The 26958-nt window shown below is 67.9% G+C and carries 23 protein-coding genes and 1 tRNA gene; 15 read left to right on the top strand and 9 right to left on the bottom strand.

Translation table 11 applies throughout. The features are described from left to right. Positions 1-87: 87 nt before the first annotated feature. The gene (locus AB0I34_RS42740; protein WP_012922897.1) at positions 88-246 is read right to left on the bottom strand and encodes a DUF5679 domain-containing protein; all 159 of its coding nucleotides are present in this window, start codon (positions 244-246) and stop codon (positions 88-90) included. Between the two features lie 522 nt (positions 247-768). Between AB0I34_RS42740 and AB0I34_RS42735 the strand changes: the two genes are divergently transcribed. From AB0I34_RS42735 to AB0I34_RS42725, 3 genes are all read left to right on the top strand, one after another. Beyond that, a complete protein-coding gene (locus AB0I34_RS42735) occupies positions 769-1317 on the top strand; it encodes a YgjP-like metallopeptidase domain-containing protein (protein ID WP_360457985.1) in 549 nt (182 codons plus the stop codon). Between the two features lie 207 nt (positions 1318-1524). Then, on the top strand, positions 1525-3717 hold the full coding sequence (locus AB0I34_RS42730; protein ID WP_360457982.1) for an MMPL family transporter: 2193 nt from the start codon (positions 1525-1527) through the stop codon (positions 3715-3717). 69 nt (positions 3718-3786) lie between these two features. Next, a complete protein-coding gene (locus AB0I34_RS42725; protein ID WP_360457979.1) occupies positions 3787-4449 on the top strand; it encodes a uridine kinase in 663 nt (220 codons plus the stop codon). Here AB0I34_RS42725 and AB0I34_RS42720 read toward each other — a convergent pair. Next, the gene (locus AB0I34_RS42720; protein ID WP_360457976.1) at positions 4442-5023 is read right to left on the bottom strand and encodes a CGNR zinc finger domain-containing protein; all 582 of its coding nucleotides are present in this window, start codon (positions 5021-5023) and stop codon (positions 4442-4444) included. The two genes, AB0I34_RS42725 and AB0I34_RS42720, sit on opposite strands and share 8 nt — an antisense overlap. Before the next feature lie 67 nt (positions 5024-5090). On the opposite strand from AB0I34_RS42720, the gene AB0I34_RS42715 reads away from it, so the two are divergent. Further along, positions 5091-6266 (top strand): MFS transporter, encoded by a 1176-nt coding sequence (locus tag AB0I34_RS42715; protein ID WP_360457973.1) that lies wholly within the window; start codon positions 5091-5093, stop codon positions 6264-6266. Here AB0I34_RS42715 and AB0I34_RS42710 read toward each other — a convergent pair. Further along, positions 6235-8496: an FdhF/YdeP family oxidoreductase gene (locus tag AB0I34_RS42710; protein WP_360457970.1), complete on the bottom strand. Its 2262-nt coding sequence runs from the start codon at positions 8494-8496 to the stop codon at positions 6235-6237. The genes AB0I34_RS42715 and AB0I34_RS42710 overlap by 32 nt on opposite strands. A gap of 146 nt (positions 8497-8642) precedes the next feature. On the opposite strand from AB0I34_RS42710, the gene AB0I34_RS42705 reads away from it, so the two are divergent. From AB0I34_RS42705 to AB0I34_RS42695, 3 genes are all read left to right on the top strand, one after another. Then, positions 8643-9371, top strand: coding sequence for a 3-hydroxybutyrate dehydrogenase (locus AB0I34_RS42705; protein WP_360457967.1), 729 nt, complete (start codon positions 8643-8645; stop codon positions 9369-9371). A gap of 40 nt (positions 9372-9411) precedes the next feature. Next, positions 9412-10713, top strand: a complete 1302-nt coding sequence (locus AB0I34_RS42700) for an MFS transporter (protein WP_360457964.1) — start codon at positions 9412-9414, stop codon at positions 10711-10713. Positions 10714-10775: 62 nt separating this feature from the next. Continuing rightward, a complete protein-coding gene (locus tag AB0I34_RS42695) occupies positions 10776-12545 on the top strand; it encodes a GAF domain-containing protein (protein ID WP_360457961.1) in 1770 nt (589 codons plus the stop codon). Between the two features lie 53 nt (positions 12546-12598). Here AB0I34_RS42695 and AB0I34_RS42690 read toward each other — a convergent pair whose 3' ends face one another. Next, positions 12599-13531, bottom strand: coding sequence for an NADP-dependent oxidoreductase (locus AB0I34_RS42690; protein WP_360457958.1), 933 nt, complete (start codon positions 13529-13531; stop codon positions 12599-12601). Positions 13532-13645: 114 nt separating this feature from the next. Here AB0I34_RS42690 and AB0I34_RS42685 point away from each other — a divergent pair, with 114 nt between their 5' ends. Together AB0I34_RS42685 and AB0I34_RS42680 are read left to right on the top strand one after the other, a co-directional pair. Beyond that, positions 13646-14053: a helix-turn-helix domain-containing protein gene (locus AB0I34_RS42685; RefSeq protein ID WP_360457955.1), complete on the top strand. Its 408-nt coding sequence runs from the start codon at positions 13646-13648 to the stop codon at positions 14051-14053. Beyond that, the gene (locus AB0I34_RS42680; RefSeq protein WP_360457952.1) at positions 14050-14661 is read left to right on the top strand and encodes a DUF2064 domain-containing protein; all 612 of its coding nucleotides are present in this window, start codon (positions 14050-14052) and stop codon (positions 14659-14661) included. Before AB0I34_RS42685 ends, AB0I34_RS42680 begins: the two co-directional genes overlap by 4 nt. 1292 nt (positions 14662-15953) lie before the next feature. On the opposite strand, the gene AB0I34_RS42675 is transcribed toward AB0I34_RS42680, so the two are convergent. From AB0I34_RS42675 to AB0I34_RS42665, 3 genes are all read right to left on the bottom strand, one after another. After that, on the bottom strand, positions 15954-16751 hold the full coding sequence (locus tag AB0I34_RS42675) for a ferritin-like domain-containing protein (protein ID WP_360457949.1): 798 nt from the start codon (positions 16749-16751) through the stop codon (positions 15954-15956). Between the two features lie 167 nt (positions 16752-16918). Further along, positions 16919-17500, bottom strand: coding sequence for an NUDIX domain-containing protein (locus AB0I34_RS42670; protein WP_360457946.1), 582 nt, complete (start codon positions 17498-17500; stop codon positions 16919-16921). Positions 17501-17651: 151 nt separating this feature from the next. Then, positions 17652-18968 (bottom strand): zinc-dependent metalloprotease, encoded by a 1317-nt coding sequence (locus AB0I34_RS42665; protein WP_360457943.1) that lies wholly within the window; start codon positions 18966-18968, stop codon positions 17652-17654. A gap of 378 nt (positions 18969-19346) precedes the next feature. On the opposite strand from AB0I34_RS42665, the gene AB0I34_RS42660 reads away from it, so the two are divergent. The 5 genes from AB0I34_RS42660 to AB0I34_RS42640 are packed head-to-tail and all read left to right on the top strand — an operon-like array spanning position 19347 to position 24922. Further along, positions 19347-19772 (top strand): molybdenum cofactor biosynthesis protein MoaE, encoded by a 426-nt coding sequence (locus tag AB0I34_RS42660; RefSeq protein WP_360457940.1) that lies wholly within the window; start codon positions 19347-19349, stop codon positions 19770-19772. Positions 19773-19802: 30 nt separating this feature from the next. Then, entirely contained in the window at positions 19803-20249 is a 447-nt protein-coding gene (locus tag AB0I34_RS42655) for a hypothetical protein (RefSeq protein WP_360457938.1), read from the top strand. Beyond that, on the top strand, positions 20246-21286 hold the full coding sequence (locus AB0I34_RS42650) for a PDZ domain-containing protein (RefSeq protein WP_360457935.1): 1041 nt from the start codon (positions 20246-20248) through the stop codon (positions 21284-21286). The genes AB0I34_RS42655 and AB0I34_RS42650 overlap by 4 nt, the downstream gene beginning before the upstream one ends. Positions 21287-21329: 43 nt before the next feature. After that, on the top strand, positions 21330-21947 hold the full coding sequence (locus AB0I34_RS42645; protein WP_360457932.1) for a PPA1309 family protein: 618 nt from the start codon (positions 21330-21332) through the stop codon (positions 21945-21947). Beyond that, complete coding sequence (locus tag AB0I34_RS42640) at positions 21944-24922, top strand: UPF0182 family protein (RefSeq protein WP_360457930.1); 2979 nt, start codon at positions 21944-21946, stop codon at positions 24920-24922. The genes AB0I34_RS42645 and AB0I34_RS42640 overlap by 4 nt, the downstream gene beginning before the upstream one ends. 78 nt (positions 24923-25000) lie before the next feature. Here the strand turns inward: AB0I34_RS42640 and AB0I34_RS42635 are convergent, their stop codons facing one another. Both AB0I34_RS42635 and AB0I34_RS42630 read right to left on the bottom strand, forming a co-directional pair. Next, on the bottom strand, positions 25001-25582 hold the full coding sequence (locus AB0I34_RS42635; protein ID WP_360457927.1) for a hypothetical protein: 582 nt from the start codon (positions 25580-25582) through the stop codon (positions 25001-25003). 113 nt (positions 25583-25695) lie between these two features. After that, the gene (locus AB0I34_RS42630; protein ID WP_360457923.1) at positions 25696-26661 is read right to left on the bottom strand and encodes a GNAT family N-acetyltransferase; all 966 of its coding nucleotides are present in this window, start codon (positions 26659-26661) and stop codon (positions 25696-25698) included. A gap of 115 nt (positions 26662-26776) precedes the next feature. Between AB0I34_RS42630 and AB0I34_RS42625 the strand changes: the two genes are divergently transcribed. After that, positions 26777-26850, top strand: a tRNA-Met gene (locus AB0I34_RS42625). Positions 26851-26958 lie beyond the last annotated feature (108 nt).

Genomic DNA, 26958 nt, shown 5'->3' with positions numbered 1-26958 from the left:
GACCGTTGCCACGCACGAGCGCACGCCCGGACCAGGACGTAGGCCGGTTGGTGGTCTGCTGCGGCACCGCCCCTACGACTTGGTGCGTCAGGCCTTGCCGAGGATCCGGTTCAGGTTCGTACCGCACTCGGGGCACTTGGCCTTGGCCATGCGCGTGCCCTTGTCGTTGACCTTGACCTCGCCGTCGGCGGTGCGCTTGGCCTTGCACTTGACGCAGTAGAACTCGCCGCTCCAGGTCTCTGCCATGAGGGCCCTCTCCTTGCTCTGAATACCAGCCGGGGCTCTCGCCCCAGGCCGTCGTGGATGCTAACGGCAGACCGTCCTGCCGTAGGCCGTTCGGCCCAATCGGGATTCACCCTACGGCAGGCGGGAGCAGGCTCAAGCGCACCTGCCGGCCCGCGTGCCGCTCGGAAGCCCCGAGGAAAGCCTTTTCCAAGCCGTCTGGCTGCAACGGAACAGGCTCCCGGTGGTCCGCCTCCGGAACCGCTCGGCTTCCCCTCCGAACGGCCCCGGAGGCGGTCCGGGAGCCTGTTGAGGATGACGCTAGGAGGCGGGCGCCGCGCAGGCAAGCCCCGGTTGTCCACGCCTGTGGATAACTCTGTGTGCAACCTGTGGGACGCGCCGCCAGGTGCTGTGGACGGGCGGGGGAACAGGGTGTGAACAACCGGAATCGGCCGACCCAAGATCTGGCGTCTGACCTGCGGAAACGTTGATGCACAGGATGTGGACGGAAGAAAGTTGTCGGATTCTGGGGGTACGTTTTGACGCATGGCCGACTCTCCACCGCGCTCGACCCCTGGCCCGATCCCGCCGTACGTCGACATCCGCCGCAGCAAGCGGCGCAAGCGGACCGTCAGCGCCTACCGGGACGGGGAGCGGGTGGTCGTGCTGATGCCCGACCGGCTGTCCGCCACGGAGGAGGCGCGCTGGGTCGAGACCATGCTGGCGCGGCTGGAGAAGCAGCGCAGCCGATCCCGCGTGTCGGACGAAAAATTGTTGTCCAGAGCACACGAACTCGCGTGTCGGCATCTTCCAGAAGTGCCCGAACCTGCGTCTGTGAGGTGGGTTTCGAACCAAAACAGACGGTGGGGATCCTGCACTCCGGCGGACAGATCGATCCGTTTGTCCACCCGGCTGCAGGCGATGCCCGCCTGGGTGGTCGACTACGTCCTCATCCACGAGCTGGCCCATCTGGTCGAACCGGCCCACAACGCGGCCTTCTGGGAGCTCGTCCACCGCTACCCCAAGGCTGAGCGTGCGGAGGGGTATCTGGAGGGTGTTTCGGCCGCTTCCTCGCTCAATCTCGACGAATTCTGACTGCGGCCCGCACCCGTCCGATCACGCCCCGGCAGCCCCCGAGAGCCACTCAGGGGCTGGGGTGGGGCTGGCTTCAGGGTGTACTCGGTGGCTTCCTCCATGGTGGTGACCCCTCTGTCCCAGCCAGGCTTTTGACCTGTAGCCAGTGCCCACGCCAGGGAGCGCTGGGGCCGGGCGCCTGAGGGGGCGCAGAGGGGCAGGGAAGTTATGGCCAGGGGACAGATCACGGTCCGGGCGGCGCGATGGAGCGCCACCCATCCGTGGCGGGCGATGGCGATGTGGGTGGTCGTCGTGATCGCCTGTTTCGCCGTCGGCTCGATGACCGGGACCAAGGAGTCCGAGAACGAGGGCGACATCGGCGAGGTGACCCGGGCCGACAACATCGTCAAGTCCGGCAACTTCGCCGACCCGGACGTGGAGAGCGTGCTGATCACCTCGCCGTCCGGAACGCTCGACCAGGCGGAGGCGACCAAGGCCGCCGGCGTGGTGATCCAGCGGATGCGCGCCCTCGGTGGGGTCGCGGAGGTCGCTCAGCCGATGCCGTCGCCGAAGAAGGACGCGCTGATCGTCCAGGTGACCCTGAAGGACGGCGACGGGGACAACCGGGTGCAGCCGCTGCAGGACACCACCGCCCAGATCCAGCAGCAGTACCCGACGCTGCGGATCGAAGAGGTCGGTGGACTGTCGATCGACAAGGCGCTGAACGAGACGCTCGGCAAGGACTTCAAGCGCGCCGAGATGTTCAGCCTGCCGGTGACGCTCGCGATCCTCTTGATCGCCTTCGGCGCACTGATCGCGGCGTCCGTACCGCTTCTGCTCGCGCTGTCAGCTGTCGCGGCGGCGATCGGCCTGTCCGCGGCCGCATCCCAGCTGATCCCGGCCGTCGACGCGGTGAACAGCGTCATCCTGCTGATCGGTATGGCGGTCGGCGTCGACTACTCACTCTTCTACCTGCGTCGCGAACGTGAGGAACGCGCGAAGGGCCGCGGGCACGTCGACGCGGTCGAGATCGCGGCAGCGACGTCAGGCCACGCCGTCGTCGTCTCCGGTACGGCGGTCATCATCTCGATGGCCGGGTTGTTCCTGGCCCGGGACGCGGTGTTCTCGTCGTTCGCGGTCGGCTCGATCCTGGTCGTCGCGGTGGCCGTCGTCGGTTCGCTGACCGTGCTGCCCGCCGTACTGGCGAAGCTCGGTCGTTGGGTGGACCGGCCGCGGATCCCACTCGTGTGGCGGTTGACCGCGAGCAAGGCCAAGCCGCGGTTCTGGCCGGCCGTGCTGAAGCCGGCGCTGAAGCATCCGGTCGCCACGCTGATGATCGCTGTCGTCGCACTGCTCGCGGTCGCGTCGCCGGCGCTGGGGATGACGCTGAAGTTCCCCGGCACCGAGGATCTGCCGCGCGACACCGCGGTGATGAAGGCGTACGACCGGCTGACCGCGGCCTTCCCGAGCACCGGGACGAGCCACGAGGTCGCCGTCCGTGCGCCGGCCAACCAGGCGCCCGCGGTCAAGGCCGCACTGGCCGACCTGGTGAAGCGCACGCAGGACGACAAGCTGTTCGCGCAGGACGGTCTGGAGGAGCCGCGGGTCTCCAAGGACGGGACCGTGACCACGCTCGAGGTCGCCACGCCGTACGAGGGTGGTAGCCAGGAGGCGCGGGACTCGCTGACCAAGCTGCGCAAGGAACTGATGCCGGAGACGGTCGGCAAGGTGCCGGGAGCCGAGTACGCCGTCGGCGGGTTCGTCGCCGCGGACGTCGACTACGCGGCACACACCCGGGCCAAGCTGCCGCTCGTGATCGGGTTCGTGCTGTTGCTGACGATGATCGTGATGATGGTGACGTTCCGGTCCGTGGTGGTCGCGGTCACCGCGATCGGGCTGAACCTGCTGAGCGCGGCCGCGGCGTACGGCGTGGTGACCGCGGTCTTCCAGAACACCTGGGCCGAGGGGATCCTCGACTTCCGCTCGAACGGCGCGGTCGTGTCCTGGTTGCCGCTGTTCCTCTTCGTGGTGCTGTTCGGTCTGTCGATGGACTACCACGTGTTCGTCGTCAGCCGGATCCGTGAGGCGGTACTGCGCGGCGTACCGACGAAGAAGGCTGTGGCCGACGGCATCACCGGATCGGCCGGTGTGGTCACCAGCGCGGCGGCCGTGATGATCGGGGTGTTCGCGGTCTTCGCGACGCTGAGCACGCTCGACATGAAGCAGCTCGGCGTCGGCCTGGCCGTCGCGATCCTGCTCGACGCCACGATCATCCGGGCGGTCGTCCTGCCGAGTGTGATGATCCTGCTCGGCGACGCGAACTGGTGGGCGCCGAAGTGGCTGCGCCGCAAGCCCGCCAAGCACGCGACCCAGCCGCCCGCGGCTCCGGAGGAGGAGCGCGAACTGACCCCGGTCGGCTGATCCAGGCGGTACGACGCCCCACCCGGAAATTGGGTGGGGCGTCGTCCGTTGGTGCGCGAGGATGGCGTGGTGCGCACCGAGGCTCTGACCGAACTGGCCGAGATCGTCCTGACCGTCGAGCGCCCGCATCCGGTGCGCGTCGCGATCGACGGCTGTTCCGCGGCGGGGAAGACGACACTGGCGGACGAGTTGGCCGATGTGCTGCGCGCCCGCACCGATCGCGAGATCATCCGGGCCGGCATCGACTACTTCAAGCGCGCGCCCGAGCTGCGTACGGCGTACCCGATCGAATCGCCGGACAGCTACTACCGGGACACCTGGGACCACGACTCGATCCGCGAACGACTTCTCATCCCGCTCGGCCCGGACGGCGACCGCCAGTACGTGGCAGCTGTCCGGGAAGCCAGTGCGCGGGCCATGTCCGACATCCCTGTGCTGACGGCGTCTCCGGATGCGGTGCTGGTGGCCGACGGCGGGTTTCTGCAGGTTCCGGCGCTGGTCGACCACTGGGATCTCCGGATCTACCTGTACGTGGGCTGGGACGTAGTTCTTCGGCGCGGAGCCGCCCGGGACCAGGCGTGGATGGAGTCCCTAGCAGCGGCGGAGGAGCGCTACCGCACGAGGTACATCCCCGGCGAGCGGATGTACGTCGACGAGGTCCAGCCGCGGTCCCGTGCACAGATCGTGGTGGACAACGAGGATCCGGCCAACCCGACGCTCACCGTCAACTAGGCGCGCCTTGGCGGGCTCGGTGGGCGGCGGCTTTCACCCGGCTCTGGCACTGCGGTGAGCAGAAGCGGCGTTGGCCGTTGCGGGAGACGTCGACGAAGACGCGGTCGCACTGTGGGGCCGCACAGACTCCGAGACGGCCGGCCAGGTCGCTGCCCAGCGCGAGTGCGAGGCCGGCGGCGCAGCCTGCCGCCCAGCCGTTGACCAGACCGTCGTCCGGACCGTGGAAGTGCAGGCTCCAGCCCTTGTCTCGTCTGTCCAGTTGCGGTCGCGCGTTGGTATCCAGCAGCAGCGCGTTCACCTCGTCAGCGGCCCGGTCGAGATCGCCCGAGTGCGCCGACTCGAAGACGATCCGCATCCGCCCGGCCAGCTCTGTGAGCCGTCGCGCATCGTCCGGCTGGACGGAAGGCTGCGGATAGCCGATCGCGACCAACGCGTCGGCGACTGCCTGTGCGGCATCAGCCGGCCCGGGGAACGCCGTACCGCCGGAGAACCCGGGCGTCAGCCGGTTCACGTACTCGACGGACGCCGCCAGCACGTTCCGGGTATGACTATCAAAGGACACTTGACCAGTCACGAGATCGCTCCGTAGGCTCGGGGTTGCGTGACCGATCATATCCACTTAGATAGTCATGGAGCCCGCGATGAGTGCTGCTGCGACCCTGACCGCGCCGTGGCGTGGGTTGTCCCGCGCGGTCTGGATCCTGGTGGTGGCTCGGGCGGTCAACCGGATCGGCGCGTTCACGCTGCCGTTCCTGGGCGTGGTGCTCACGGTCGAGCTCGGTGCGTCGCTCGGCGAGACCGGGCTGATCCTGGCCGTCTTCGGCGTCGCCACCATCCCGTCCCGGTTGCTCGGCGGGCAGTTGGCAGACCGCCTCGGTCGCCGTCGCACGATTGTGCTCGGCCTGACCGGCTGCGCGGTCGCTCAGCTGTGGATCGCAGTCAGCAGCACGCTCTGGTCCGCAGTACTGGCCGCGATCCTGCTGGGCCTCGCCTTCGAGATCTATGAACCACCCAGTCAGGCGACGATCGCCGACGTGACTGATCCGTCCGACCGCCCAGCGGCGTACGGGCTGCTCGGCGCGGCGATGGCCGCGGCCGGAGTCCTCGCCGGTCTGCTTGCGGCAGGGGTCAGTCACTGGGATCTGCGGTGGCTGTTCGTCGCCGACGCGATCACCTGCCTGTCCTGCGCCGTACTCGTCGCGCTTGCGCTTCCGGCCGACGTACGGCGGGAACACGTGCCGGCGACTGCGGTGGCGGTGTGGCGGGATCGCCGGCTGGTATTGCTGCTGGTCAGCGGCACGGTTTTCGCCACGATCTACATGCAGTTGGCGATCGGAGTGCCGCTCACCCTGCTCGAGCAAGGACTGCCGGAGTCCGGCACCGGCTTCATCCTGGCCGTGTCGGCAGTGACCCTGATCGTCGCCCAGCGCCTGCTCCGCGTGCAGAAGCTCGACGATTTCCGATCGATCGCGGTCGGCTACGTCCTGCTCGGTGCTGGACTCGTCGTCTGCGCCTTCGCGCAGACTCTCACCGTCTTCCTGCTCGCCACGGTGCTCTGGAGCGTAGGCGACCTGTTCCTGCTCACCCGGTACCTCACGCAGGCGTCCGGGCTCGCGCCTGACCACGCCCGCGGCCGGTATCTGGCCGTGTTCGGCCTGAGCTGGGGCATCGCGACCGCCATCGCGCCGCTCACGGTGACGCAGCTTCTCGAGTCCGCCGGTCCCGAGGGGCTGTGGCTGTCCAGCGCCGCGGTGGCCGCCGTACTGGCTGTGCTGCAGCCTTGGTTCAGGAGGAGGCTGGCTCCAGCCGCACCGTGAGGCCCTTGGCGACCGGGGTGTTGCTGCCCTTGGCCACGTCGTCGGCGGCCATCAGCACGTTGGTCTCCGGGTAGTACGCCGCCACGCAGCCTCGCGCGGTCGGGTACGAGACGAGACGGAACCCGTTGGCCCGCCGCTCGACACCCTGGAACTCGCTGATGATGTCGACGTACGCGCCGTCCTCCAGGCCCAGCTCGGCCAGGTCGTCCGGGTTCACGAAGACCACCTCACGGGTGCCGGCCACGCCGCGGTAGCGGTCCTCCAGCCCGTAGATCGTGGTGTTGAACTGGTCGTGGCTGCGCAGCGTCTGCAGCAGCAGCCGACCCGGTGCCGTCGGCAACCAACTCAGGTCGTTCGCGGTGAACTGCGCCTTCGCGTCAGAGGTGTGGAACTCGCGCCGGTCGCGCGCCGCGTGGGCCAGGAGGAAGCCGCCCTCGTTGGCTCGCAATCGCGCCTCGAAGTCCTCGTACCCGTCCGCGACCCGGCCGATCCGTTGCCGGATCAGGCTGTAGTCGTCGGCGAAGTCCCGCCACGGGATCTGCCCGACCTCAGGAACCAGGGCCTGTGCCAGCCCGGCGACGATGCCGATCTCCGACTTCAGCTCCGGACCTGGCGGGATCAGGTTCCCGGTGGACAGGTGTACGGCGCCCTGCGAGTCCTCCACGGTCACCGACTGCGGGCCGGCCGCGGTGTGGTCGTGGTCGGTCCGGCCGAGCGTGGGCAGGATCAGCGCCTCGCGCCCGGTGACGGTGTGAGACCGGTTCAGCTTCGTGGACACGTGCACGGTCAGATCGCAGTGCCGCAGGCCGCGGTGGACGACCTCGGTGTCGGGTGTCGCGGACGCGAAGTTGCCGCCCATCGCGAAGAAGACGCGGACCGATTCCTCCCGCAGCCGCTTCACTGTGTCGGCCGCGTCGATGCCGTGCTCGCGCGGCGACGTGAACGAGAACTCGGCGTCGAGCTTGTCCAGGAACGTGTCCGGCATCTTCTCCCAGATGCCCATGCTGCGGTCGCCCTGGACGTTCGAGTGCCCGCGCACCGGGCACGGTCCCGCGCCGGGCTTGCCGATGTTTCCCTGCAGGAGCAGCACGTTGACGATCTCGCTGATCGTGGCGACCGCCTCACGCTGCTGGGTCAGGCCCATCGCCCAGCAGATCACCGTCGCCTTGGAGGCGATGAACCGCTGGGTGAACTCCTCGATCTCGGCGCGACGCAGGCCGGTGGCCTGCTCGACCGCGGCCCAGTCGAGCTCGGTGTTGTGCTTGGAGTACAGCTCGAAGCCGCTGGTGTGGCTGTCGATGAAGGACTTGTCCAGCACGGTGCCGGGGTTGGCTGCCTCGGCCTCGACGAGAAGGTGGCCGACGGCAAGGAACAGTGCTTGGTCGCCGCCGAGCCGGATCTGCAGGTGCTGGTCGGCCAGCGTCGTACCCTTGCCGACCCAGCCGCGGGGACGCTGCGGGTTCTTGAAGTTCATCAGCCCGGGCTCGGGCAGCGGGTTCACCGAGACGATCGACCCGCCGTTGCGCTTGGCGATCTCCAGGTGGCTGAGCATCCGCGGCGCGTTGGTGCCCGGGTTCTGCCCGACGACGACGATCAGCTCGGCCTCTTCGAGCATCTCGAGCGTGACCGCGCCCTTGCCGCTGCCGATCACCCGGGACAGCGCCGTACCGGACGACTCGTGGCACATGTTCGAGCAGTCGGGGAGGTTGTTGGTGCCGTAGGCACGGACCAGAAGCTGGTAGAGGAACGCGGCCTCGTTGCTGGTCCGGCCGGAGGTGTAGAAGACGGCGTCGTTCGGGTCGACGAGGGCCTTCAGATGGCGCGCGACCACCTGGAACGCCTCGTCCCAGCCGACCGGCTCGTAGTGGGTGGCGCCGGCGCGGAGCAACATCGGCTCGGTGATCCGGCCGAGCTTGCCGAGATCGAACTCGGAGATCTCGTTCAGCGCCTCGATCGAGTGCTCGGCGAAGAAGCTGCGCGACACCCGCTTGCGGGTCGCCTCCCATGCGACCGCCTTGGCGCCGTTCTCGCAGAACTCGGCCGCGTGCTTGCGTTTGTGGTCGGGATCCGGCCAGGCGCAGGACGGGCAGTCGAAACCGCCGTCCTGGTTCATCTTCAGGAAGACCTTGCCGGTCCGGGCCGGGCCCATCTCGCGGAAGCCGAACTTGAACGACGACAGCACCGCCGGAACACCGGCGGCCTTCTTCTTCGGCTGTTCGATATCGACCATGCTTCCACGATAGTTCGATCTATCACTGTCGGCAGGTTTGATAGACGTGGCTGGGGACAAGTAGCGCCTGAATCCACATCGATCCGCAATGTTGTGTGGCGCGATCCCATAGTGCGGCCGGGGGCGGATTCCTACAGTCATCGGCCATGGAGACCCGTCGAGCCCTGATCACCGGAGCCGCGTCCGGCATCGGCGCCGCCTGTGCACGGCGGCTCGCGGCCGACGGCGTCCACGTTGTCGCTGTCGACCACGACCCGGATGGGCTCGATGCCCTGGACGGTGTCGAGCCAGTGGTGGCCGATCTGGCTGATCTGGACCGTCTGGCCGATCTCCCGACGGACGTGGACATCCTGGTCAACAACGCCGGGGTCCAGCAGGTCGCTCCGGTCGAGCAGTTTCCACCGGAGCGGTTCAGCTACATCCTGCGGCTCATGCTTGAGTCGCCGTTCCGTCTGATCCGCCAGACTCTCCCGCACATGTACGGCGCCGGCTGGGGGCGGGTCATCAACATCAGCTCGGTGCACGGACTCCGGGCCAGCCCGTTCAAGGCGGCGTACGTCGCTGCCAAGCACGGACTGGAAGGACTCAGCAAGGTGGTCGCACTGGAAGGTGCGGCCCACGGGGTCACCAGCAACTGTGTGAACCCGGCCTATGTGCGTACGCCGCTCGTCACCGCGCAGCTCGCGGACCAGGCGGCGACCCACGGACTGTCCGAGGCAGAGGTGCTGGAGAAGGTCATGCTCGAGCCGGTCGCGGTGAAACGGCTGATCGAGCCGGCCGAAGTGGCGGAGCTGGTCGCGCTGCTGTGCGGTCCGGCCTCCGCCTCCATCACGGGGAGCTCATTCGTACTCGACGGCGGCTGGACCGCCCACTAGCAGTGTTCTGGACCGCCCACTAGCAGTGTTGGAGCCCGCCATGACAGCAACAGAACCGGTCCGCACCCGGACGCCGATCGCCCGGGTGGTCGGCGCGAGTCTCGTCGGCACCACCGTCGAGTGGTACGACTTCTTCCTCTACGGCGTGGCCGCCTCGGTGGTGTTCGGCGATCTGTTCTTCCCCAAGGGTGAGGAACTCACCGGCACGCTGCTGAGCTTCGCCACCTTCGCCGTCGGGTTCTTCGCCCGTCCGATCGGCGGAGTGGTGTTCGGCCACTACGGCGACCGCTTGGGCCGCAAGAACCTGCTGGTGCTGTCGCTGTTGATGATGGGCCTCGCCACCTTCGCCATCGGCCTGCTGCCGACGTACGCACAGGTCGGTGCGCTCGCTCCGGTCCTGCTGACCGTGCTGCGGCTCATCCAGGGCTTCGCACTCGGCGGTGAGTGGGGCGGCGCCGTACTGATCGTGTCCGAGCACGGTGACCCCGCGCGGCGTGGCTTCTGGGCCTCCTGGCCGCAGGCAGGTGCGCCGGCGGGTCAGCTGATCGCGAACGGCGTACTGGCCGGACTGGCGGCGTTCCAGTCGGACGCTGCCTTCGACTCGTGGGGCTGGCGCATTCCGTTCCTGCTGTCCGCCGTACTGGTGCTCGTCGGACTGTGGGTGCGGCTGCGGATCGAGGAGTCGCCGGTGTTCAAGCAGGCGCAGGCCAAGCAGCAGCCGGAGGACAAGCTGCCGCTGATCGAGGTGCTCACCCGCTACCCGCGTGAGGTGCTGACCGCGATGGGCGCCCGGATGGCGGAGAACGTCAGCTACTACATCTTCACGATCGTGATCGCGACGTACGCCAAGGAACACCTGGGGATGGACAAGTCGTTCGCGCTGAACGCCGTACTCATCGGTGCCGCCGTGCACTTCTTCGCCATCCCGATGTGGGGTGCGCTGTCCGACCGTGTCGGCCGCAAGCCGGTGTATCTGATCGGTGCGGTCGGGGTTGGCATCTGGGGCTTCTTGTTCGTGGCGATGGTTGATACCAAGAACTTCGCTCTGGCGACGCTGGCGGTGACTGTCGGGCTGGTGTTGCACGGTGCGATGTACGGGCCGCAGGCGTCCTTCTTCACAGAGCTGTTCGGCACTCGGGTCCGGTACTCCGGTGTGTCGGTGGGCTATCAGTTGGCGTCGATCATCGCGGGCGGTCTGGCGCCGTTCATCGCGGTGGCACTGCTGAAGGCGTACGACTCCGGCTACGCGATCGCCGTGTACGTCGCAGTGTGTGCGGTCATCTCGATCGTCGCGGTCACGTCGTACTCCGAAACCCGTCGTCGGGACCTGACAGCCCTCTGATCCCCTTCAGGTCCATCCTCGACGGGACCCGGGCGGCAGCCGGAGGTGGCATGATCGCGAAGATGGAGGAGCTTCTGCGGCTGTTGGCCGAGGATGCGTCCGGGAGCGAGTTGGCCCGGGCTGCGGGCGAGGACGCGGTGGCACGCGACCTCGCCCTGCGGATCCGGGCCGGCATCGACGCCAGCAAGAAGCGTGAGGCCGAACTGTCCGCCCTGGTCGACGTCGCCCGCGAACTCGCCTCGGCCCGCGACCCAGGCGGCGTACTCGACACCATCGTGCACCGTGCGCGCACCCTCCTCGGTGCGGACGTCGCCTATCTGACCTTGTACGACGACGCCCGCGGCGACACGTACATGCGGGCGACCGACGGGTCCGTGTCGGCGGCCTTCCAGCAAGTCCGGCTTCCTCTGGGCGCCGGACTCGGCGGTCTGGTCGCCAAGACGTACAAGCCCTACTGGACTGCCGACTACCCGTCGGACCGGCGCTTCCGGCACACCTCTTCGATCGACCACGCGGTAGGAGAGGAGGGACTGGTAGCCATCTGCGGTACGCCGCTCGTCGTTGACGGAGCGTTCGTCGGGGTGCTGTTCGCTTCCAACCGGACGCGGCGACCGTTCAGCCAGGACGAGGTGTCGTTGCTCGGGTCGCTGGCGGCGTTGGCGGCTGTGACCATCGTGCAGGTACGGGCGGCGGCCGAGACTGCTGCCGCTCTGGATCAGCTGTCTGCGGCGCACGCCGGCACTGAGCATGCTGCCGCGGCGCACGACCGGTTCGCTGGGATCGTGTTGTCTGGTGGAGATGTGGATGCGATCGCCGCTGCGCTGGCCGAGCTGCTGGACGTGTGGGTCGTTCTGGTCGATGCCGTGGGCAATGAGTTGGCCGTGGCCGGGGACACGCGCGGTGCTGTGGTGCGGTGGCAGGAGTCGGAGTCCGGGCGGTTGACCAGGGTCGGTGACTGCTGGGTTGTTGCGGCAACGGCGAAAGGGGAGCGGCTCGGTGCGCTGGTGATCGGCGGCGTCGATGAGCTCTCTGGCGCGGACCAGCGGATCGTGGAGCGGGCAGCTGTTGTCACTGCTCTCGTTCTGCTGTTCCGTCGGCAGGCTGCGGAGCAGTCGCAGCGGGCTCAAGCTGATCTGCTGGCTGATGTACTCAGTGGTGCCGCAGACCCGAGGACGCTGACCGACCGACTCCGGTTGCTTGCGCCGAATCGCCGGCACGACCGTCTGGTGGTGGCTGTCTGTCGTGGCGACCAGGCCGCCGTACGCGCTCGGCTGTCGGCGCCGCTGGAGGACAAGCTGGTGTTGTCTGGTCCTTACGGTGGCAACTTGGTGCTGCTCTTCTCCCGTGCGGACGCTACGGCTGCTGCGCGGGAGTTGGCTGAGGTCGCGAAGCGCACCGGCGCCACGATCGGGGTGACTGGTCCGGCGGCTTGGGGTGAGCCCTTGGTCGACTCGCATCGCCAGGCGGTCCGTCTGGTGGGGACGATGCTGCGGCTCGGCCGCAGTGGTGAGTCTGCGACTCCGGACGACCTTGGTGTCGCCGGCTTGGTCGGTGCGGCGGACGTCGACGTACAGGCCCATGTGCAGCACGTCCTGGGCGCCGTACTCGAGTACGACTCCCAGCGCGGGACCGACCTGATCGGGACGCTCCGGGCGTACTTCGCGGCAGGTCAGAGCCCGACACGAGCCGCCACCGCGTTGCACATCCACCCGAACACAGTGCAGCAGCGCCTGGACCGGATCGGGGCTTTGCTGGCCGATGGATGGCAGGCGCCGGAGCGCGCCCTGGACATCCAGGTCGCACTCCGACTCCACCAAGCCATCAAGGGCTGAACGCCTCGCTGCCTTAGGGAGCGCCTCGCTGCCTCACGGAGCGCCTCGGTGCCTTAGGGGGTGAGGACGAGCCTGCCTCGGACGCCCCCGTTGGCGAGGCGCTTGTAAGCCTGTGCCGCCTCTTGCAGTGGATAGGTGTCCGCTACTCGGGTCGTGATGGCCCCGGCTTCGGCCAACACCACGAGCTCCGTCAGCTCTGCGCGATTCGCGTGGACAAAGATCTGATGCACCGTGATGGCGCGGAGATGCGGCGGCGTCGGGCCGGCCTGGACGTGCGCATGCTGACCACCGTTGCGAACCGCCTCCTGCGCCCCGACGCCAATCACCGCCGCATCCACCAGACCGTCAACACCGGCCGGAACGATCGCATGCACCGCGGCGGTCAGATCCTCCGTCCGCGACACAAAGTGATCCGCGCCAAGGCGTCGTACCAGCTCCTCGTCCTCCGCAGCAGCGCTGGCGATAACCGTCAGCCCACGGTGCTTTGCGATCTCGACGGCGTACCCACCGACCCCGCCCGCTGCGCCGGTGATGAGCACGAACTGACCGAGAGTAAGTTGGACGGCTTTCAAGGCCTGCAACGCGGTCAGCGCGATCAATGCGATCGTCGACGCCGCCGTCAGATCCAGGGTCCTCGGAGCCGCCGCGACCGCATCGGCGTTGAGTACGACGTACTCCGCATGTGTCTTGAGCGGCCGTCCGAGCAGATCAGCCAGCCCGATCACCGGCGTACCTTCAACCAGGTCGACCCCCGGTCCCGCCGCGTCGATCGTGCCGGCGACGTCCCACCCGAGGCCGAACTGTTCCCGGGCCGCGGTGACGCCGTACTGAACCGCTCCGCCGCCGCTGACCGCGACGTCGACCGGGTTGACCGCGGCGGCTGCCACTTTGATCCGGACCTGACCATGGCCCGGTTCCGGCACCGGGGTCTCGATCAGCTCGAGTGCGTCCGGCCCGTCGAGCCGGCGGGCGACCAATGCGCGCATATCGTCTCTCTCCTTGTGGTGCTGCGTTTTTCGTTGGCGAACACCACTTTCGGAGAGTTACTCTCTGCCGGGAAGTACGCACTTCGTAGTGCGTATCGCACGACGAGGAGAGCCATGCCGACCCGCACCGCCGCTCAGCTCCGCGAAGAAGCCGCCCGCGAGTACGACGCGTTCCTGGCGACCTGCCCGGCGCGGCAACTGCTGGACCGCATCAGCGACAAGTGGGTCACGCTCATCCTGTCCGCTCTGGCTGACGGCCCGCTGCGGTACTCGGACCTGTCTCGTCGCATCGCCGGCGTCAGTCAGAAGATGCTCACGCAGACGCTCCGGGCGCTGGAACGTGACGGTCTGCTCAGCCGCTCGGTGACCCCGTCCGTACCGGTCCGCGTCGACTACGAACTCACGATGCTCGGCGACACGCTGATGCCACTCATCGCCTCGATCAAGGGCTGGGCCGAGACCCACATGACCGAGGTCAACGCCGCCCGGTCCCGGTACGACGACGTGAGCGCATCCGCATGACCGACCGGCGTGTGGTGGTTCTCGTCGTACCTGCCACTGGTAGTTGGGCCCCGCCGGGCCGTGACGCCGAGGCGTGGCGCTTGGCGTTGGCTGAGGACACCTACGAGGTCCTGGCCGCGCTGGACCGGGTGGACGTTGCCGTGGCGGTGGTCGGCGCTGACGAGTCCGCGCTGGAGCCGGTGAGTGCGCTGACCTGGCCCGGCACGCCGGTGTACGCCGTCGACGCCGCGCGACCCGTACTCGATGCGGTGGAACTCGCCGGTCCGGCTGCCGCGGTTGTCGCCGTGAGCCACGACGTACCTGATCTGCCTGGTCTGCTGATCGGCAAGCTCTTCCGCTCGCTGAGCACCGCGGACATCGCCGTCACTCCCTCCGAGGACGGTACCTTCGCGGCGATCGGCGTACGTCTGCCAATCGCCGATTGGGTCTCCGCTGCCGCTCCGACGTTCGACACACCTCTAGCTGAGCTCGAGGCGGTGAAGCCTCGCCGGCATGCTGTCGGGATCGGCCCTGGATGGCACCGTCTGCGATCGAGTGCTGACATTGCGCGACTGGATCCGGGCCTCGAGGGCTGGGATGCAACTCGTTCGCTACTTCGTCACGCCTGACCCGTCACCTTCGTGCTCCCGGCTCGTTCACCATGCAGCAGGGCTTCTGGGGGAAGCCCAGCCGTCACCCGCTGGCCCCGTCGATGCCGTTCAGGGGCGGTGATCGACCACCAGCAAGTGACGCAACATCGCGACACCGCACCGGGGGTGCGGCCAACACATCGGGGAACCGGGGACCAGGCGCCAAGGTCCCCACGCAACCGCCACCCCCCTCTCCGGAGGCGACTGGCGGCGCACAACCGATGGATTCAGGGGATCACGGGGGACGTAGGTCCTGCACGGGGGCAGGGCTGAAGCGGGGCGCTCTAACAGCGAGGGATTGCACGGAGGCACGACAGCGGGGCTGTGCGAGGGATCTGTACCCGGGCGAGATCAAGGGGGATCGCAGGGGGTAGCGGGGAACGGGGGTTCCACGGTGAATGCAGGGCGAGGAAGTACGAACGCGGGGGAATGCAGGAGCGAAGTACGGCGGAGGGGCTGTTCGCGACGGGAGCGCCCGGGTAGCGGGAATTCGGGGGGCGGGGGATGTACGGCTGTGGGGAATGCACGGGGGAAGTTCGACGGGGGAGAACTACACCCACGCGGGTGAGACGACGGGGATCTCGCGGGGAAGGGCCACGGGGTTGCACGGACTGCGGGGATGCACGAGGGAAGCACGACTGTGGGGCTGTCCGCGGTTGAGATCAACGGGGGTCGCGGGGAACCGGACAGCGGGGAACGGGGCTCCAAGTCGATGTACGGCTGCGGGGGATTCACCGGGTAAGTGCGACGGCGAGCACTGCACGCACGCGGGTGAAAGGACGGGGGATCGCGTGGGAGAGCAGGGACTCCACGGGCGGAGTGCAGCGAACGGGGATCGCATCGCAAAGCGGGGAACCCGGGGGTTCCACGGGGGCCGCAGGTCGCGGGAATTGCACGGCGCCACGGGAAGCAGGGGAAGCACGGCAGCGGGGGACTGCGTGCGGGAAGCAGGATTGCGGCAACCGAGGGGCGTCTGCGCGGGTGAACTACGGAGGCATCGTGCGGACGCGAGGACGCACGGCAGCGCAGGAACGGGAACTGCATCGGGAAGCCGGCCAGCGGCAGTACGCCAGGACAGCGGGAGCATTCGTAGCAAGGACAGTGGGGCCGCGGGGATGCGCAGTGCTGTGGGGCTGCGGTGCGTGGGTGGGGAAGCCCGGGGATCCAGGTGTGTCGTGGGTGGTGGGTGGTGGGTGGGCTGGGCTTGGTAGTCAGGCACACAGGTAGGCCAGGCGGGCGGCTGGCGACTGGTGGGGGAGGTGGCGCGGGGGTCAGCCGGGGTGGACGTTGTATTTGGTGAGTTCTTTTTCTACTAGGTGGAGGGATTGCTGGCCGGGGAGGGCGTCGATTTTGGCGTCTACTTTGCGGACTTCGGCCAGGCCGTGTTCGCCGCCGTACAGGTAGGTGAGCATGTGCTTCACCTCGGCCGGCGGCATGATCGTCGAGCCGACGATGCCCCATCCCTTGGAGAGTGCGAAGCGGGCGATCTTCTGAGCCTTCTTACTGCGGAGCAGGCGGTTGCGTGCCTGGCTGTTGTAGAACGCGACGTGCCGGGTCTCCTGCTTCGCGATCCGCTTGAGGATCTCGGTCAGGACCGGGTGATCCTCGGACTGGATGAGCCGTGTGTACGCCGAATGTGCACACCACTCGTTGATCGCGCCCCACGCCATGTGCGTGGCGATGAAGTCCTCGCCGATGATGTTCGCCAGCAATGACTGCCGAATCGGCGCGAGCCGGTCACGCCAACCGAGCCGGGAACGGACCGCGCGGGTGTGCTCGGGCCCGGTCCGGACGCCATGCCGCTCGAGCACCTCGTCCAGTACTTCGCCATGCCAGTACTCCTCGAGGTTCCACATCGTCAGGAAGACGGTGACCTCGGGATCGGCGTGCGACGGTGTAACGAGCAGATCGCGCAGGTAGCAGACGGTGTGCGTCTCCACATCGCTCATATAGCTGAGGCAACGCAGCGCGTCATCGGACAGCGGCTGGGTCTCGAACGTGGACATGTCGAGGTCGTCCCAGCGGATGCGGGTCGAAGTCTGGGCGTAGTGATCGATGTCGAAGCTCACGGACATCCTTCGGCACACTCGGGCGACCGGATGGCCGCGATCCGACGAATGACAACGAGCGTACGACCTCCGCCCGACAGTTAGCCATCAAGTTGCCCGGCAGCGTCCTGCCATTCACGCCACCCGTCGGAGACGCCTGATTCGCGCCTGCCAGGCAGCTCGAGAAGTCACCCGGAAGAAACGCCCCCGGCGCTGTGAGCAAGTCGCCGAGTCGCTCTGGCCGCGAGTTCTTCGACCACGTGATCCGCGCTCTCGGGAAGCTCATTGATCGGGAACCACGCGAGGTCCTGAGACTCCTCGCTGACCACGTAGTCGGTACCAACAGTCGCGGTCACGAGGAACTGCACATCCAGATGGAACGTCCCCGCACACCCGCCGGCGAGGATCTCGTGACGGGACAGTTGCAGCGGTGACGGATCGATCGACAGGTCCGTCAGCCCAGACTCTTCCGTGGCCTCGCGCAGCGCGGCTCCGGCCAGCGTGCTGTCGCCGTTCTCGCAGTGTCCGCCGAGTTGCAGCCATCGCCCGACAGTCTTGTGCAGCGTGAGCAGCGCCCGGCTGCCCGTCGCGTCCACCACCAGCGCGCTCGCCGTCAGGTGCTCCGGCCGGCAACTGCGCCACATCGCGTCCGGGTGCTCTGCCAGCCATCGCAGGTAGTGCTCCCGGTGCTCTGCCTGCGTACCGTCGGGCGCACTCCACCCGTCCAACGTCATCACCGCATCGTCATGAAGCACCTGGTCAGTCTCCATGACGCGACTCCCAAAACCCATCGCCCGCCCCATGATCGTCAACCCGCAGAGCGCCGTACTCGGACAGGCAGACACAACGCGACCCCGCCGGAACCTGCCAGGTGGCTTCGTCCCGCGGGGTCGTGCTGTCGTACGCCGTTCGGTGTGCGGACTACTTGGTGGTGCCGGGGTCGTTGCCCTCGTCACCTTCCTGCTTCGGCGTGTCCGACGCGTCGTCATCGGGGAGGAAATCGGTGATGTCGATGTCGGCCAGCTCGCCTGCGTGCTGAGCGAACCCGATCGGGTCGTCCAGGTCGCCGGCACTCGGAAGCAGGTCCGGGTGCGACCAGAGCTCGTCACGGCCGTCGACGCCGCGAGCGTCACGGACAGCCGCCCACAGGTTCGCCGCGTCGCGAAGCCGCCGTGGGCGTAGCTGGAGACCGACCAGCGTGGCGAACGTCTGCTCTGCCGGTCCACCGGCCGCCCGACGCCGGCGTACCGTCTCCGAGAGCTGCACTGCCGCCGGCATCCGCTCCTTGGTCGCCTGCCGTACGACGTCGTCGACCCAGCCCTCGACGAGCGCGAGGGCGGTCTCGAGCCGGACGAGCGCGGCCTTCTGCTGCTCCGAGTCCTCCGGCTCGAACAAGCCGCCCGCGAGCGCTTCCTGCATGGCCTCGGGGTTCTGCGGGTCGATGTCCGCCATGGCTCGCTCGATCTTGCCGGTGTCGACCTCGATACCCGCGGCGTAATCCGCCACAGCGGCCAGCAGATGCTGCCGCAGCCACGGGACGCCGGCGTACAGCCGCTGGTGCGCGACCTCGCGGAGCGCCAGGTACAGCCGGACGTCCTCGTCGGTCAGTCCGAGGCCTTCAGCGAACTTGGCGACGTTGTCCGGTAGTAATACAGCCTGGCCGGTCGGTCCGAGCGGCAGTCCGATGTCGGACGAGCTCACGACCTCGCCGGCCAGCTCGCCCAGTGCCTGGCCGACCTGGGCGCCGAAGATCGAGCCGCCCAGCTGGCGCAGCATCCCGGCCATCGGCCCGGCGAGCTGCTGTGCTTCGGCGGGAAGGGCGTTACCCATCGCGCCGGCGACGTGCTCGGCGACGGGGTCGACCACGGTCTGCCACACGGGCAGCGTGTTCTCGACCCACTCCGCCCGGCTCCAGGCCGCGGAGGTGGTGGATGCTTCGGGCAGCGTTGTTGCCTCGTCCAGCCAGTGCTCGGCCAGCCGGACCGCGTCCGCTACTCGGTCGGTATCCGTGGGCGTGACGGAGCGGTCTCCGGCGGCGGAAACCGTCTTGCGTGCGATGTCCTTGGCCAGATCCCAGTTCACCGGCCTGCCGTCGCCGGAACCGCTGAGCAGCTGCTGGACCTGCGCGAAGATCGCATTCAGGTCGGGAGCGCCGCCCGCGCCGGCCGCACCGGAGAACTGCTGGAACATGGCCTCGAACGGAGTTCCCTTGAACGGGTTGTCCGGTTCGTCGCTCATCGGAGTGGGCCTTCCTGTGCGGGTGGGGCGTACTACTCCAACGTACTGGTTCCACCGACCCGTTCCTCCCCCGGCGAACGCATTACTGCTCCTGTTCGCCGCCGGCAGATCGGCACCCCGCCGTGGCGCCGCGCGCACGGCCCCGATTGTGGGGGTGGAGGCAACAGTCGGCCAGGCTGGACTGGCCGCCGGAACGTGCAGCGGGTCCATGTGCGGAGCGTGCGCGGGAGATGGCTCAGCGCGGTGATCTCGGCGTCCGGCGGGAGGGCTCAGAGGTCCGGTGGTGGGAGTTGGGGGCTGGGTGGGGGAGAATCGGGGGTGTGGGGGTTGGTTCGTGGTACGTGTTCGGGGTGGTTTCCCAGCGGGAATGAGGAATGGATGAGCGACGCGATCAGGCTGCTGGACATCCGGGAGGACGTCCTGTCCACCGACGAGGTGCTGGCCGCTGTGGCTGATCCGACCGCCGGCGGGACGGCTCTGTTCATCGGCACCGTGCGGAACCACGATCACGAGAAGCCGGTTGACCAGCTCAGCTACGAGGCGCACCCGGACGCCCTGGATCACCTGCGGACAGTGGCGGAGCGTGTCTGTGCCGACTCCGCAGTGACCGCGCTGGCCGCCGTACACCGGACCGGGGACCTCAAGATCGGGGACACCGCCGTGATCGTCGCTGTGGCCGCTGCGCACCGGGATGTCGCGTTCGCCGCTTGCCGGCAGTTGATCGACGACCTCAAGGCGGAGGTCCCGATTTGGAAACACCAGCACTTCACCGACGGTGCCAGCGAGTGGGTCGGCGCTCACTGACACGTACGCTGGGCGCATGAAGGTGGCCGGATGAAGGTTTTGGCGTGGCTGGCGTTCCCGGTGGTCGCCACGCTGCTGGCGATGTGCTGGGCGGCTTGGCGCGGGCGGAGCCGCGGTCCACGCCGGTCCGGTGGCGCCTTCGACTCGGTCGAGGACTTCCGTCGCTTCAACGACGCACTCGCCGCTCCCGGTCCCCGCGCCACCCCGGAACGCCGCCGCCGCGGCCTGAACCGCGCGCACAAGGCCGACGCGGACAAGACGGACGTAAACAGGGCTGACAAGTCCGATCACGTCGCCAACCCCTCCTCTCCGGACGCGCCGGAGTCAGCCAGCGAGTCGCGTACGGCGGACCGACTCAGGCCGGTGGGGACACTTCGGGCCGGTGGGACGTTGGGTTCAGCAAAGACACACGCCATCGAGAAGCTCGGTACGACCGAGATGTTCGGTTCCACCAAGATCGCAGGGCAGGGTTCGTGACACGTCGTACCGCAACACTGGTCACTTCGATCATCGTGCTGGTCGTTTCGCTCGGGCTGATCACCGTTTTCTCGGTGCCTTTCGTCTCGTTCAGCCCTGGGCCGGTGAAGGACACCCTCGGTACGTCGAGCAACAACAAGCCAGTCATCGAGGTCACCGGGCACGACACGTTCCCGACCACCGGCCAACTGGACCTGACCACCGTGTCTGTCACCTCGCCCGGGCGTGAACTCACGCTCCCGCAGGCGATGCGGAACTGGCTCGACCCGCACAACGACCTGTTCCCGCGCGACATCATCTACCCGCCGGACCAGAGCGCCGACCAGGTCGAGGAGCAGAACACCGCCGAGATGACCGGCTCGCAGGACAGTGCGGTCGCCGCCGCCCTGCAGGCAGCCGAGGTCCCGTACCACCCCAAGGTCTCGACGGTCGCCAAGGACACCCCGGCCGAGGGCAAGTTGAAGCCGGGTGACGTCGTCCTGGCTGTCGACGGTGTCGCGATGTCGCAGGTCCCGCAGGTCGGCGAGTACGTCCGCAAGCACAAGGTCGGCGAGAACGTCGCGTTCCTGGTCCGGCGCAACGGGGCGGAGCAGACCATTCAGGTGAAGACGGCCGCCACGCCTGGCGACGAGACCCGGCCGATGGTCGGCATCACCATCGGGGTCGACTCCCCGGTCAAGGTGACGGTCAACCTCGGCCAGGACATCGGCGGCCCGAGCGCGGGCACGGCGTTCGCGCTGGCCATCTACGACAAGCTCACACCGGGTCCGCTGCTGGACGGTAAGCACATCGCGGGCACCGGCACGATCGACGCGCTCGGCCAGGTCGGCCCGATCGGCGGCATCCAGCAGAAGATCGCCGGTGCCAAGAACGACGGCGCCTCCATCTTCCTGGTGCCCGCCGACAACTGTGAGGCGGCGATGCACGCCGGCGTGAAGGGCATCCAACTGGTGAAGATCACCACACTGACCGAGGCGATCGCCGCCATCAAGGCAGCAGTCAGCGGACAGGGGAAGGTCCCCTCGTGCGCACCGTGAGCACCGTGAACGTACCGGCCGGCCGAAGGGGAGAGCTGACGGCATGGATTCCGTAGACACTCTGCCTCCCGACGCGCTCAGTCGCGCGGTGATCGAGATCGAGAAGCACGTGAGCAGCGCGGGCTGGGACCAGCCCGCGCAACTGTTCGCGCTGGTCCCCACTGACGAACTACTGCGCGCCGAACCACAACTGGCCGCGGAACTCGGCACCGACGACGCCTCCCAGCCGCTGACCCCGGTCGCGCAGGGAGAGCTGCCCGGCAGCCTCGAGGACGAGCATCTGGCCGACGCGCTAGGCCGGATCGAGTGGCCCGACGGGGTCAGCGGCTGTGCGCTGTCGATCGAGCGGATCGTGCTGCCGGCCACGGCCGAAGCAGGTCTGTCCAGCGCCGACTCGGACGCCGAGCTCGCCCGGATGGCCGGCAGTGACCCCCGCCGCCACGAGGTGCGGATGGTCGCGGCGGTCCTGCGCGAAGGCAGCCGCTTCGGTGCGGTCCGGCTCCGCTCCCACGACGAGGACAGCGCCGTACTGACCGGCGCAGACTTGGTCCCCACGCTGTGCGAAGTACTGTCATTGACATTCGAGCCTTCGGTCGGCAGCCGGCCTGGCCGAGGTCCTGGGGTCGATGGCATGAATGACAACGAGGAGAATCGACCATGAGCGACGGCGTCTACGACATGCCGGAGGAGCCGCGACGGCCGCGGCGAACAGGTGGTGGTCGGCCCCGAGCCCTGCTGCCGACGATCGCGACACTGATCGTGCTGCTGATCCTCTTCAGCGTCTTCACCGACATCTGGACCCAGCGGTTGTGGTACCGCTCGGTGGACCTCGGTTCCGTGTTCGGCACGGTGCTCGGGACCCGGGTACTGCTCTTCTTCGTGGTCGGTCTGCTGATGGCGGCCGCCGTTGTCGCGAACATCATCATCGCCTTCCGCACGCGGCCGCGGGTCGCGCTGGCGCCGTCGCCCAGCCCGGGCTTCGAGCGGTACGGCGATCTGCTCCAACAGCGCGGCAAGATCGCCATCGGCGTCGTCGCGACCCTGATGCTGGTCTTCGGCGGCTCGGCCGCGTCGGGGGAGTGGAAGGTCTTCCTCGCCTGGCGGAACCGGACCCCGTTCGGCGTCACCGACAAGCACTTCAACAAGGACATTGCGTTCTTCGTCTTCGACTACCCGTGGCTGCGCGTCCTGCTCGGCTTCGGCTACTCGATCGTGCTGCTGTCGCTCGTCGCGGCGATCATCACGCACTACCTGTACGGCGGATTCCGGCCGTCCGCGAAGGGGCAGAAGGCTTCGGGGGCCGCGCAGGTGCAGTTCTCGGTGCTGCTGGGCCTGCTCGTCCTGCTGAAGGCCTTCAGCTACTGGCTGGACCGTTTCGGCCTGACGACGTCGGACGCCAAACTGTTCACCGGTATCTCCTATACCGGTGACCACGCGGTCCTGCCCAGCAAGGAGATCCTGGCGGTCATCGCAGTTCTGTGCGCCGGTCTGTTCTTCGCCAACGTGGTGCGGCGGACCTGGCTGCTGCCGGGTGTCGGCACCGTCGTACTGATTCTGTCGGCGATCCTGCTCGGTGCGTTGTGGCCGGCAGCGTTGCAGCAGTTGCGGGTACGCCCGAGCGAGCCGGTGCGTGAGGCGCCGTACATCACCAAGAACATCGAGTCGACGCGCCAGGCGTACGGCCTCGAGGGCGCCGAGGTGATCAACTACCAGGCCAAGCAGACCGCGACGCCGTCGGAGCTGACGCAGGACGCCGAGGTGCTGCCCGGTATCCGGCTGATCGACCCGAGCGTGGTCGGCCCGACCTTCGAGCAGTTGCAGCAGGTGCGTGGCTTCTACTCGTTCCCGACCGACCTCGACGTCGACCGCTACAAGATCGGCGACAAGGTCAGCGACACCGTCATCGCGGTCCGCGAGGTGCAGGTCGACCGGCTGCCGGCCGGCCAGCGCAACTGGAACAACGACCACACTGTCTACACCCACGGCTACGGCGTGGTCGCCGCGAACGGCAACCAGCGCGCCGAAGACGGTACCCCGGTCTGGTCGGAGAAGGACCTGCCGCCGACCGGTCAGCTCGGCGACTACGAGCCCCGGATCTACTTCGGTGAGCAGTCTCCGGACTACTCGATCGTCGGCGGCCCGCAGGGCGGCTCGCCGGTCGAGCTCGACACTCCGGAAGGCAAGAGCGGCGGGGACCCGACGCTGAACACCTACCAGGGCAAGGGCGGCGTCGCGGTCGGCACCTTCTTCAACCGGTTGCTGTACGCAACCAAGTTCCGGGACGCGAACCTCCTGCTGTCCAGCCGGGTGAACCCCGACTCGAAGATCCTCTACGACCGCAACCCGCGCGAGCGGGTGGAGAAGGCCGCGCCCTGGCTGACGCCGGACGGCGACCCGTACCCGGCCATCGTCGACAACCAGGTGGTCTGGATCGTCGACGGCTACACGACCTCGGCGAACTACCCGTACGCGGAGAAGGTCGCGCTGGACGACAGCACCCGGGACACCACGACCGGCCGCGGCACCATCGCGCAGCAGCCGAGCGAGGAGATCAACTACATCCGCAACTCGGTCAAGGCGGTCGTCAACGCGTACGACGGCTCGGTCGAGCTGTACGCCTGGGACGAGAACGACCCGGTGCTGAAGACGTGGATGAAGGCCTTCCCGAACACGGTCAAGCCGCGCTCCGACATCTCGCCGTCGCTGATGTCCCACCTGCGCTACCCGGAGGACATGTTCAAGGTCCAGCGCGACCTGCTGGCCAAGTACCACGTGACGGACGCCGGCACCTGGTACCAGAACAGCGACCTGTGGCGCGTTCCGGCCGACCCGACCGCGGTGTCGTCCGGAAGTGACTCGTCGGTGCAAAGCAACCAGCCTCCCTTCTATCTCTCGCTGCGGATGCCCGGTCAGACCGAGCCCAAGTTCTCTCTGACGTCGGTGTACGTGCCGAACGCGGAACGGGAGAACCTGACCGCCTTCATGGCCGTCGATTCGGAGGCGACCTCGCCGGACTACGGCAAGTTCCGAATACTCCGATTGCCCGGCAACGTGCAGATCCCCGGTCCAGGACAGGTCTTCAACAAGTTCCAGACCGACGAAGGGATCAGACAGGCGCTGCTTCCGATCAACCAACCGAGCAGTGGCGCGAGAGCGCAGTTCGGCAACCTGCTGACGCTTCCACTCGGCGGTGGTCTGCTCTACGTCCAGCCGGTCTACTCGGTCCGGACGAGTGGAGCCGGTAGTTATCCGGTGCTCCGGTACGTGCTGGTCTCCTTCGGTGATCGGGTCGCCTATGGCGGGACGTTGCAAGAGGCGCTGACCAAGGTCTTCAACACCAGCGTCGATACCGGTGAAGAGCCGCCAGGCTCGAAGCCGCCACCAGCGTCGACGCAGAACCAGACGGTCAAGCAAGCGCTCGCCGAGGCGCAGGCCGCGTACACGGCTGCGCAGGCTGCCCTGACGAAGGGCGACCTGGCCGGCTACCAGGCTCAGGTCACCAAGATGAAGCAGGCGATCGACAAGGCCGTGGCGGCCGGTGCGGTAGTCACACCGCCCACACCCGCGCCGAGCGGGACCCCGTCGACACCGTCGACGCCGGCTCCATCGAGTCCACCGACGTCACCGACAGGCTGATCCACGGGCTGTGACCGGGGCGGCGACACCGACAACCGTCGGGGTCGCCGCCCCGTTTCGTTGCCCGAGGCTACTGACTCAGGTCGTGGTCTCCGGGTGGAAGCCGGTGGCGGTGTTGAAAAGGTCGTCGTCGGTGAACCGCTCGTGGTCGATCGACACCTCGGCCGCGACACCTGGCGAGACGAAGTAGAACACCTCGTCCCCAGCGGTCAGACCGTCGTACTCGCCGACCTTGACCGCGCGGAGCTCCCAGCTGTCCGGATCCTTCTCCTCGTACTCGATCAGGAAGGTCTTCAGGGCCTCGAGGTCCGTAAGCTTCTCACCGCGCAGCGTCTTCGCGGTCAGATCGACCCGGTACGCACCCTCGGGATCCGGGCCGGTCTCCCAGACCCGGCTGTGAAACCTCACGTCCTCCCACTCGTACTCGAAATCGCTCGGCGTCCCAAGACCGTCGGGGAGGTTCTCGATCACGAAGCCGTCCAAGATGTCCGCCCTCTGCTCGGTCGATGGGGGAGTCACGCAGTACCCGGGGCGCGGCTCGACGTTGCTCGCCGTGGCCGTGGTGGTCCAGGCGCCGAATGAGGCGAGGACGACGGCGCTCCCGATCACGATACGACGGGTCGACGGCACGAATCGGGAACGACGGGACGAACACGACATGACTACCTCCTGGACCTCGACGCCTCGCTTGCTGCAAGGCGTTCCTGCCCAAGAAGATGCAGCGATCGCGGCCCTCCCCGACGCGCGATTTCGAACCTGTGGACAACGCGAGGTCAGTACCCGATCAGCCGGTGCAGCCGATGGAACGTCTGCTCGAACCCGAGCTTCGGCCAGGCCCGTGACGACAGCAGGTTCGTGACCCGCCAGTCGGTGACCACCGACGTGTACCCGGTGTCGGCCGACCACTGCAGGACGGCCTCACCGAGCGCCCGGCCGGCGCCGTGACCGCGGGCCTCGGGCAGTACGGCGGCGAACCCGAGGAAGCCGGCGTTGTCCGGCCGGGCCAACCCGCTGTGCGAGCTCGACTTGTCCAGGGAACATCCGATCGACGAGCCGATCACGCGCCCGTCGTACTCGGCCACGAAGGTCGCGTAGTCCGGATCGTCGATCGACTCCTCCCAATCGTCCAGCGCCTCCTGCATCGTGGGCATCTCCCCGGCGGAGAACACCGGCGAGAGTGCCTGGTGCTGCGGCAGCACCAGGTCGAGTTGCGCGAGTACGGCGATGTCGTCGCGAACAGCACGTCGTACGGTGAGGCTCGGGTGCTCCGGTGGCGGAGTCGTCGGCGCCGGACGGATCGCATGCGCGTGCTGAGAGCCGAACGCCAGCCGGAACCACGCATCCAGCAGCTCCGGATCGTCCGGCACCAGCGCGTACTGGGCGATGCGGCCGTCGTCCACCCACTTGGTGGCCGCGGCGGCGTACAGGTCGCGGATGTGTTCGGGCTCACGTACGGCGTGGCCGGCTGCCTCGACCCAGATGTTCGGGCCCCACATGGTGGACTGCTTGGGTGCGCCCAGCAGGTAGCCGATCAGCTCGCCGTCCTCGAGGATGACGGCGCCGGACGCGCTCTCGCTCTCCCACAGCGCAGTCACCTCGACCAGCGCGAGCCGCTCGCTCTCGTAGTCCGCAGGCAGCAGAGGGTGACGCTTGCGATGCTCCTGGTGCCGCTCCGCGAGCAGTCCGGCGGACGCAGGCAGGTCCGCCTCCCGGAACGGGCGGATGAGGTGTCGGGACATACCCGGACGGTACGCCGCACCACCCGCCCCTGACACGGATTTTCGGCCGCCAGGAGCCACCCCGGGAGCCGATTTGGTTGCTCAGCCCAGATCCCCTAAACTAAAGACACAACGACGCGGGGTGGAGCAGCTCGGTAGCTCGCTGGGCTCATAACCCAGAGGTCGCAGGTTCAAATCCTGCCCCCGCTACGGAAGAAGGCCCGGACCCGAAGGTCGTGCAGGCGATCGAACTGCAGAAGAAGATCGTCAAGGGCGGCGTCTTCCAGCCCGGCACCACCGGTACCAGCGGCGAGCAGG

Source organism: Kribbella sp. NPDC050281 (assembly GCF_040655855.1).
In the GTDB taxonomy this organism is placed as follows: Bacteria; Actinomycetota; Actinomycetes; order Propionibacteriales; family Kribbellaceae; genus Kribbella.
This window is presented reverse-complemented; position numbering and strand designations above follow the sequence as displayed.

What these genes read in the sequence shown, in the direction of transcription:
- AB0I34_RS42635 (WP_360457927.1), bottom strand. Translation starts at nt 25,582, where the DNA reads ATGTCGTGTTCGTCCCGTCGTTCCCGATTCGTGCCGTCGACCCGTCGT.
- AB0I34_RS42730 (WP_360457982.1), top strand. Translation starts at nt 1,525, where the DNA reads ATGGCCAGGGGACAGATCACGGTCCGGGCGGCGCGATGGAGCGCCACC.
- AB0I34_RS42640 (WP_360457930.1), top strand. Translation starts at nt 21,944, where the DNA reads ATGAGCGACGGCGTCTACGACATGCCGGAGGAGCCGCGACGGCCGCGG.
- AB0I34_RS42740 (WP_012922897.1), bottom strand. Translation starts at nt 246, where the DNA reads ATGGCAGAGACCTGGAGCGGCGAGTTCTACTGCGTCAAGTGCAAGGCC.
- AB0I34_RS42715 (WP_360457973.1), top strand. Translation starts at nt 5,091, where the DNA reads ATGAGTGCTGCTGCGACCCTGACCGCGCCGTGGCGTGGGTTGTCCCGC.
- AB0I34_RS42630 (WP_360457923.1), bottom strand. Translation starts at nt 26,661, where the DNA reads ATGTCCCGACACCTCATCCGCCCGTTCCGGGAGGCGGACCTGCCTGCG.
- AB0I34_RS42645 (WP_360457932.1), top strand. Translation starts at nt 21,330, where the DNA reads ATGGATTCCGTAGACACTCTGCCTCCCGACGCGCTCAGTCGCGCGGTG.
- AB0I34_RS42710 (WP_360457970.1), bottom strand. Translation starts at nt 8,496, where the DNA reads ATGGTCGATATCGAACAGCCGAAGAAGAAGGCCGCCGGTGTTCCGGCG.
- AB0I34_RS42690 (WP_360457958.1), bottom strand. Translation starts at nt 13,531, where the DNA reads ATGCGCGCATTGGTCGCCCGCCGGCTCGACGGGCCGGACGCACTCGAG.
- AB0I34_RS42655 (WP_360457938.1), top strand. Translation starts at nt 19,803, where the DNA reads ATGAAGGTTTTGGCGTGGCTGGCGTTCCCGGTGGTCGCCACGCTGCTG.
- AB0I34_RS42695 (WP_360457961.1), top strand. Translation starts at nt 10,776, where the DNA reads ATGGAGGAGCTTCTGCGGCTGTTGGCCGAGGATGCGTCCGGGAGCGAG.
- AB0I34_RS42670 (WP_360457946.1), bottom strand. Translation starts at nt 17,500, where the DNA reads ATGGAGACTGACCAGGTGCTTCATGACGATGCGGTGATGACGTTGGAC.
- AB0I34_RS42665 (WP_360457943.1), bottom strand. Translation starts at nt 18,968, where the DNA reads ATGAGCGACGAACCGGACAACCCGTTCAAGGGAACTCCGTTCGAGGCC.
- AB0I34_RS42680 (WP_360457952.1), top strand. Translation starts at nt 14,050, where the DNA reads ATGACCGACCGGCGTGTGGTGGTTCTCGTCGTACCTGCCACTGGTAGT.
- AB0I34_RS42705 (WP_360457967.1), top strand. Translation starts at nt 8,643, where the DNA reads ATGGAGACCCGTCGAGCCCTGATCACCGGAGCCGCGTCCGGCATCGGC.
- AB0I34_RS42685 (WP_360457955.1), top strand. Translation starts at nt 13,646, where the DNA reads ATGCCGACCCGCACCGCCGCTCAGCTCCGCGAAGAAGCCGCCCGCGAG.
- AB0I34_RS42700 (WP_360457964.1), top strand. Translation starts at nt 9,412, where the DNA reads ATGACAGCAACAGAACCGGTCCGCACCCGGACGCCGATCGCCCGGGTG.
- AB0I34_RS42660 (WP_360457940.1), top strand. Translation starts at nt 19,347, where the DNA reads ATGAGCGACGCGATCAGGCTGCTGGACATCCGGGAGGACGTCCTGTCC.
- AB0I34_RS42735 (WP_360457985.1), top strand. Translation starts at nt 769, where the DNA reads ATGGCCGACTCTCCACCGCGCTCGACCCCTGGCCCGATCCCGCCGTAC.